Annotated in this window: 4 protein-coding genes; all 4 read right to left on the reverse strand. The window is 74.3% G+C overall.

The features are described from left to right. Nucleotides 1-9 precede the first annotated feature (9 nt). A complete protein-coding gene (gene ispH, locus AB0C73_RS32400; RefSeq protein WP_362536968.1) occupies nucleotides 10-1044 on the reverse strand; it encodes a 4-hydroxy-3-methylbut-2-enyl diphosphate reductase in 1035 nt (344 codons plus the stop codon). After that, on the reverse strand, nucleotides 1041-4850 hold the full coding sequence (locus tag AB0C73_RS32405; RefSeq protein ID WP_362536969.1) for an ABC transporter transmembrane domain-containing protein: 3810 nt from the start codon (nucleotides 4848-4850) through the stop codon (nucleotides 1041-1043). The genes ispH and AB0C73_RS32405 overlap by 4 nt, the downstream gene beginning before the upstream one ends. 103 nt (nucleotides 4851-4953) lie before the next feature. Continuing rightward, nucleotides 4954-5565 carry a 4'-phosphopantetheinyl transferase superfamily protein gene (locus AB0C73_RS32410; protein ID WP_362536970.1) on the reverse strand — a complete coding sequence of 204 codons (612 nt, stop codon included), beginning with the start codon at nucleotides 5563-5565 and terminating at the stop codon, nucleotides 4954-4956. Between the two features lie 5 nt (nucleotides 5566-5570). Beyond that, nucleotides 5571-5780: an MbtH family protein gene (locus tag AB0C73_RS32415; protein WP_362536971.1), complete on the reverse strand. Its 210-nt coding sequence runs from the start codon at nucleotides 5778-5780 to the stop codon at nucleotides 5571-5573. Nucleotides 5781-5896: the final 116 nt, after the last annotated feature.

Here is a 5896-nt window from a genome sequence, read left to right on the forward strand (position 1 = left end):
CAGTTCTGGTCACAGGGCTTCATCGGCCAGTGGGGTGCGCGGTACGCGACCGGTGGCCGGGTCGGCGAGCCGGGCGGGCATGGAGAAGACGACGTCCTCGGCGGTGCCCCCGTCGACCTGGACGTCGGTCCAGCCGAGGGAGGCGAGGCGCTCGACGAGTCCCCGGACGAGGACCTCCGGGGCGCTGGCGCCGGAGCTGATGCCGATGCGCGAGACCGAGGTCAGCCAGGACTCGTCCAGCTCTCCGGCGTCGGGCACCAGGTGGGCCGCGCTGCCGTGCTCGCGGGCGACCTCCACCATGCGGTTGGAGTTGCTGGAGTTGCGCGAGCCGACGACGAGCACGAGGTCGTTGTCGCGGGCCAGCGCCTTGACCGCGTTCTGCCGGTTCTGGCTGGCGTAGCAGATGTCGCTGCCGGCCGGGCCGGTGATGTCGGTGAACCTGCGGCGCAGCGCCTCGACGACCCGTGCGGTCTCGTCGAACGACAGGGTGGTCTGGGTGAGGTAGGCCACCGGCGCGTCGGCAGGCAGGTCGAGCCGCTCGACGTCCTCCTCGCTCTCGACGACGAGGGTGCGCTCGGGGGCCTCGCCGCGGACGCCCTCGACCTCCTCGTGGTCGGCGTGGCCGACCAGCAGGATGGTCCGCTCGTCGCGGGCGTAGCGCAGGGCCGCCTGGTGCACCTTGGCGACCAGCGGGCAGGTCGCGTCGATCACGTCGAGCCGGCGGTCCGCGGCCCCGGTCCGTACCGCCGGGGACACCCCGTGGGCGGAGAAGACGCAGACCGCGCCCTCGGGCACCTCCTCCTCGCTGTCGACGAAACGGGCGCCGCGCTTCTCCAGTTCGGCGACGATGTGGTGGTTGTGCACGATCTCCTTGCGGACGTACACCGGTGCGCCGTGGAGGTCGAGGGCGCGTTCCACGATGCCGATGGCGCGGCGTACGCCGGCGCAGAAGCCGCGCGGCTGTGCCAGGGCGATGCTCCGGGCCGTCTCGTCGGGCGCGCCGTCCGCGGCTACCCGGGGGATCGGCAGGCTGGTGGTGCTCATGGCGCGCTCCGTTCGTGGGAGAGGGAGAGGGTTCGGGAGGCGGGGGCCGCGGGCGGGTGTCCCTGGGACGCGCGCCAGAGTCCGGCGTACTTCCCGTCCAGGGCGAGCAGTTCCTCGTGGGTGCCGTCCTCGTGGACCCGTCCGCCGTCGATGACGACGATCCGGTCGGCGCGGGAGGCGACGGACAGGCGGTGGGCGACGACGAGGGTCGTGCGTCCGGCGGTGAGGCGTTCGGTGGCCCGGTTGACCAGTGCCTCGGTGGCCAGGTCGAGGGCGGAGGTGGCCTCGTCGAGCAGGAGGACGTCCGGCCGGACCAGTTCCGCCCGGGCCAGGGAGATCAGCTGCCGCTGGCCCGCGGAGAGGTTGCGCCCGCCTTCGGCGACGCGGTGGTCGTAGCCGCCCTCGAGCGCGGTGATCGCCTCGTGGGCGCCGACCTTCCGTGCCGTCTCGGTGATCTCGGCGTCGGTCGCGTCCGGCCGCCCGTAGGCGATCGCCTGGCGGACGGTTCCGGCGAACAGGTACGGCTCCTGCGGGACGACGCCGAGCCGCTGCCGGAAGGACGCGAGGTCGAGTTCGCGCAGGTCGGTGCCGTCGATGCGGACGGCGCCGTGCGTCGGGTCGTAGAACCGGGCGACGAGCTTGACCAGCGTCGACTTGCCGGCCCCGGTCCCGCCGACGAACGCGACGGTCTGCCCCTGCGGGATGCGCAGCCGGATCCCGGTCAGCGCCGCACCGCCGTCGCGGTAGTGGAAGTGCACGTCGTCGAGGACGAGTTCGCCGCGCAGGGACCGTACGGGCAGCGGCCCGGCGGTGACCGGCGTGGAGCTCGGCACCCGCAGCAGGTCCCGGATGCGCAGCAGGGACACGCGGGCCTGCTGGTAGCCGTCGAAGAGCTGGGAGAGCTGCTGGACGGGGACGAAGAACAGGTCGAGGTAGAGGAGGTACGCGACGAGGGTGCCGACCGTCATCGTGCCGGCGCCGACCCGGGCCGCGCCGGTCCACAGGATCGCGGCGGTGGAGCAGGTGGCGAGGAACTGGATGAACGGGAAGTACACGGCCATCAGGAACTGTCCGCGGACGCGGACGCGCCGGTAGGCGTCGCTGTGCCCGGCGAAGCGGCGCACGAGGGCCTCCTCGCGGCGGAACGCCTGGGTGGTGCGCAGGCCCGCGGCGCCTTCCTGGAGCGCGCTGTTGACGATGGCCAGGCACTCCCTCGCCCGGGTGTAGGACCGGGCCGACAGGCGCCGGAACACCACGGTGGCGAGGATCAGCACCGGCACGAGCGCGAGGACGACGAGCATGGTCCCGGCGTCGGCGAGGCACAGGGCGACAAGGACGCCGACCAGGGTCAGCGCGCTGACGAGGACGCTGATCAGGCCGGTCTGGAGGAACGAGGACAGCGAGTCGACGTCGGTCGTCATCCGGGTCATGGTGCGGCCGGCCGCCTCGTTCTCGAAGTGGTCGAGGCCGAGCCGGTGCAGGTGCGCGAAGATCCGCACGCGCAGCGCGTACAGCATCCGTTCCCCGGTCCGGCCGGTGACCCTGATGGCCCCCCACTGGACGGCGTACTGCGTCACGACCAGGGCGAGGCTCACGAGCGAGGCCGCCCCCACGGCGTCGAGGGCGAGGCGGCGCGTCCCGCCGTCGATCCCGTTGCGCATGGCGTAGGGCAGGGCCAGGCCGGCGAGGGCGTCGGCGACGACCAGCGTGAGGCCGAGGACGAGCGGCAGCCGGAAGCCGCGCAGCAGGTGGCGCAGGCCGAAGGGGCGTCCGGCGGGGTCGGTGAGGTCCCGGGCGGCGGCGTCCTCGTCGATGCCGGGGGTGTCGGTGGCCGGCGGCAGGGCCGCGATCCGGGCCCGCATCCGGGCGGCCGCGGCGGACTCCGGCGCGGACTGCGGCGCGGGCTGCGGCGCGGGCTTCGCGGTGGGCCCGGCGGTGGGCCTCGCGGTGCCCGCCCCGGTGGGGCCGGTGGCGGGGGTACGGGGCCGCGCCCCGTCGCCGGCGAGGTCCCGGTCCCGGTCCTGCTCCCGGTCCTGCTCCCGGTCCTGCTCCCGGTCCTGGTCCTGGTCCTGGTCCTGGTCCTGGAGGACGGTGCGGTACTGCGGGCAGCGGGCCCGGAGTTCGTCGTGGGTGCCGATGTCGGCGACGCGACCGCGGTCCAGGACCGCGATGCGGTCGGCGAGGGCCAGCGTCGACCTGCGGCGGGCGACGAGGAGCGTGGTGCACCGCTCGGCACGGGCCCGCAGCGCGTCGTGGATGTCCCGCTCGGCCCGGGCGTCGACGGCGGAGGTGGCGTCGTCGAGGACGAGGATCCGGGGTGCGGTGACGACGGCCCGGGCGAGGGCGAGCCGCTGGCGCTGTCCGCCGGACAGGCCGCCGCCGCCTTCGCCGATCCGCGTGTCGTAACCGTCCGGGAGCGCCTGGACGAAGCCGTGGGCGCGGGCGGTGCGGGCCGCGGCGTGGATCTCCGCCTCGGTGGCGCCGGGCCTGCCGTAGGCGATGTTGTCGCGCACGGTGCCGGCGAAGAGCACGGTGTCCTCGGGGACGGTGGCCACGGCACCCCGCAGGGAGTCGAACGTCAGGTCGCGTACGTCGGTTCCGCCGACGCGGACCGCTCCGGCGGAGACGTCGTGGAACCGCGAGAGAAGCCGGGCGAGCGTGGACTTGCCGGATCCGGGGCCGCCGACGACGGCGACCGTCTCGCCGGGGGCGATGCGCAGGGAGACGTCGTGGAGGACCGGTCCTCCCGTGCCGTAGGCGAAGGTGACCCGGTCGAACTCGATGTCCAGGAGCCCCTGGTGGGGCAGGGGCCGGTCGCCCTCCGTCAGCACGGGCCGGGTGTCGATCATTTCGAGGACCCGCTCGACGCCCGCCCCGGCCTGCCGGCCCATGGTGAGCAGCGCGGCCAGGGTCTTCACCGGTCCGACGAGCTGGGCGAGGTAGGCCGAGAAGGCGAGAAGGGTCCCGAGGGTGAGCTGGCCACGGACGGCGAGCCAGCCGCCGAAGGCCAGCACCCCGACCTGGCCGAGGGAGGGCACGGCCTGGAGGGCGGGGGCGTAGCGCGCGTTGAGCCGGACGGCCCGCATCCGGCCGGCGAACAGGCGCCGGGCGGCCGTGGTGAGACGCGTCATCTCCTGGCGTTCCTGGCCGAAGCCCTTGACGACGCGGATGCCCGCGGTGGAGCTGGCGACGACGCCGGCGACGGCGGCCGCCTCGTTCTGGGCGTACCAGGTCGCCGGGTGGAGCCAGGTGCGGCTGCGCCGGCCGATGAACCACAGCGCCGGTACGAGGGCCACCGCGACGAGCGCGAGGAGCGGGGACAGTACGGTCATCAGGGCCAGCGAGACCAGCAGCATGCACGCGCTGCCGATCGCGGTGGGAACGGTCGAGACGAGGCCGAAGACCATGTTGAGGTCGCCGGAGGCGCGGCCGAGCAACTGCCCGGTGTTCAGCTCGTCCTGCCGTGTGCCGTCAAGACCGGTCAGCGAGCGCAGGAGGTCGACGCGCAGGTCGTGCTGCACGTCGGCGGCGAGCCGGCCGGCGTACAGGCGCCTGAGGAAGGCGGCGAGGTATCCGGCGGCGGCCGCCGCCAGGAGCAGCCCCGTCCACAGGGCGGCCGAGCGGGTGGGGCGGACGACGACGTCGTCGACGAGCACCTTCGTCACGACGGGGACGAGGGCGCTCACCGCCGTCCCGGCCACGGCGGCGAGGACCGACAGCAGCACGCCGCGGCGGTGGCGCAGGCAGCGGCGGGTCAGCCGGCGGGCCCAGGAGCCCTGGTGCGTGCGGTCGTTCCGTGTGCTCATCCCGGGCCTCCTCTCGTCGTGTTCGGTGGGTGGGGTGAAGTGGGTGGGGTGGGTGGGGTGGGCAGTGCAGGTGGGGTGGGTGCGGGGCGGTGTGGGGGGGCGGTCAGCTCGTGCGCCGCAGGTCGACGCGGACGCCGGCGCCGTCGAGGCAGGCGACCGCCAGGACGTGCGCGCCGGGTCCGGTGGGGAGGACCGCGCAGGCGGCTCCGGTCCCGTCCGGCAGGGGGACGAGGGCGGGCCGGGGGTGCGGCGACCGGTGCCCGGGGACCGGCAGGGGCTGGGTGAGGCCGCCCGCGGCGAGTCCGTGGCCGCGGGCCTTGCCGACCGCTTCCTTCTGGGTCCAGAGCCAGTAGAAGGCCCGGTCCCGGTCCGGCCGGGGCAGCCGCCCCAGCCAGTCGGCGTCGGCCGGGGACAGCCAGCGGCGGGCCATCCGCAGGGCGGGGAGCGGCCGTACCGTCTCGACGTCCACTCCGACCGGCGCGTGGGTGCTGAGGGCGACCGCGCGGGCTCCGGGGCTGTGGCTCACGCTCACGTGGAGTCCCGCGGCCGGCCCCGTCAGCCGGGGCCGGCCCCCGGCCTCGTACGTGAGTCCGATCCGGTGCCGCGGGGCGCCGGTCAGCTCCGCGGCGGCGCGCAGCAGGGTGACGTGGGCCGCGCGCCGTTCGCCGGAGGGGACGGGGCCCCAGAGCACCGTGACGGCTCCGGGGCCGGTCACGGCGGTCAGGCCGCCATCTGGCGGACGAGGCTCTTGGGCCGCATGTCGGTCCAGTTCGCCTCGATGTAGTCGAGGCAGGACTGGCGGTCGCTCTCCGGGTGGGCGACCTCCCAGCCGGCCGGCACCTCGGCGAAGTCGGGCCACAGGGAGTGCTGGCCCTCGTCGTTGACCAGCACGACGTAACGACCCTCGGCGTTCTCGAACGGGTTCGTCATTTCATTTCCCTTTCCTTCTGCATTTTCCTGCGTTTTCGCTGCCGCTCTTTCTATCCGGTCGGCAGAAGCGGCGGCAACCTTTTTCCGAAAAGAATTCCGAGACATTCTGACGAATA

This window comes from Streptomyces sp. NPDC048623, from assembly GCF_040650755.1.
Classification (GTDB): domain Bacteria; phylum Actinomycetota; class Actinomycetes; order Streptomycetales; family Streptomycetaceae; genus Streptomyces.

What these genes read in the sequence shown, in the direction of transcription:
- ispH (WP_362536968.1), bottom strand. Translation starts at nt 1,044, where the DNA reads ATGAGCACCACCAGCCTGCCGATCCCCCGGGTAGCCGCGGACGGCGCG.
- AB0C73_RS32405 (WP_362536969.1), bottom strand. Translation starts at nt 4,850, where the DNA reads ATGAGCACACGGAACGACCGCACGCACCAGGGCTCCTGGGCCCGCCGG.
- AB0C73_RS32415 (WP_362536971.1), bottom strand. Translation starts at nt 5,780, where the DNA reads ATGACGAACCCGTTCGAGAACGCCGAGGGTCGTTACGTCGTGCTGGTC.